Raw genomic sequence first — 1494 nt, forward strand, 5'->3', positions numbered from 1 at the left:
TCGCGGCCAGCACCTCGACCTGCAGGCCGAGGTGCTGGCCGCGCTGTTCGACGTGTGCGCGCAGCCGGCCGACGCCGCCGCCGGCCGTGCGCCGTCGATGCGCCGCTGGATCGTCGAACAGGCACGCGACTACGTGCTCGCGCACCGCACGCGCCCGGTCGGCGTGCCCGAGCTGTGCGAGCAGTTGCACGTGAGCCGGCGCACGCTGCAGTACTGTTTCCAGGACGTGCTCGGCATGGCGCCCGCTACCTATTTGCGCACGCTGCGGTTGAACGGCGCGCGGCGTGACCTGTGCGGCCGCGCGGCCGGCTCGGTGCAGGACGTGGCGGAGGCGTGGGGCTTTTGGCATCTCAGCCAGTTCGCGACCGATTACCGGCGGCTGTTCGGCAAGCGGCCGTCGGAGACGCTGCGCGATCGCGCGGTGATGGTGGCGGTGGGGTGAGCGCGGGGCGGTAGTCGAAGCGGTTCTGGTTTCGGCTCAGGCTCAGGCTCAGGCGGCGCGGACACGCAGCTACGCTTTCAGCCTCGCAACCAGCCGCCGCACCGTTTCCCTATTCGGCCGTAGCCGCCGCTTTGCGCGGCGCGGGCCACGCCAGCGCATCCCAGTCGATCGCGCGATAGGCGGCTTCGACCGCCGCGAGATCGGCCGGCCGCTCGCTGCGATGCACGCCGCGCAATTCGGCGGGCACGTCGAGCGCGACCGGCACGCAATGCGGATAGTCGCGCACGCGCAGCGCCGGCCCGATCGACGTGAAGCACGCGAGCGTCGGCACGTCGAAACCGTCGGCGAGATGCAGCGCAGCCGTGTCGGGCGCGAACAGCAGGCTGGCACCCTTGACCCATGCAATGAACCGGGCCGTACCACCGGCCGCATCGGCGCTCACGTCGACATACGCGGGATGCGCGACGGGCCAGAACCCGGCTACCGGCAACCCGTAGCGCTGCACGAGCTGCTCGACGATCGTTGCCTGCAGTGCCGGCGGCACGCTGCGCAACGCGGTGCTCGCGCTCGCGCAGAACAGCACGTACGGGCGCTGCCATTGCGCAGGCAACGCAGGCAGCGGCAACTGCGCGAGCCAGCGGTTGCGCTTGGCCGACGCCGGCACCGACGCGGGCTCCACGCCGAGCGCGTCGAGGAAGAAGTCGATCATCGGCAGCCGCGCGAACGCGGGCCAGTACAGGTGATTGCCGACGTCGATGCACGGCGCGTCCGCCGGCAGCGCGCCGGCGGGGTAAGGCAGCGCGTGCGACGGCGCGACGCTGTCGGCCGCGAGCGCATACAGCGCCTCGACATAACCCGGTGCGCAGGCCGGTCGATACAGCGTGAAGTGCAGGCCCGGGTGCGCGGCGCGCAGCGCGGCGAGGGCCGTGAGCCCGATCACCGAATCGCCGAGCGTGACACCCATCCCGTTGATCACGTGCACGTGCCGTGCGCTGTCGTAGTCGAGCCGGAACGGCTGGTGCGCGGCGTGCAGCAGGCCGCGCGCGGGCGCA

Annotated in this window: 2 protein-coding genes; one reads left to right on the forward strand and one right to left on the reverse strand. The window is 72.0% G+C overall.

Features of this window, described 5'->3' with window-relative positions:
• A partial coding sequence (locus tag G3O06_RS48140; protein WP_205820430.1) for a helix-turn-helix domain-containing protein occupies positions 1 to 442 on the forward strand: 442 nt, incomplete at its 5' end.
• Positions 443 to 551: 109 nt separating this feature from the next.
• Here the strand turns inward: G3O06_RS48140 and G3O06_RS48145 are convergent.
• Positions 552 to 1494, reverse strand: a 943-nt coding sequence (locus G3O06_RS48145; RefSeq protein WP_205820432.1) for an ADP-heptose--LPS heptosyltransferase, incomplete at its 5' end; no start/stop codon positions are given.

It is taken from the genome of Burkholderia sp. Ac-20345 (genome assembly GCF_017104825.1).
Taxonomy (GTDB): Bacteria; Pseudomonadota; Gammaproteobacteria; order Burkholderiales; family Burkholderiaceae; genus Burkholderia; species Burkholderia lata_B.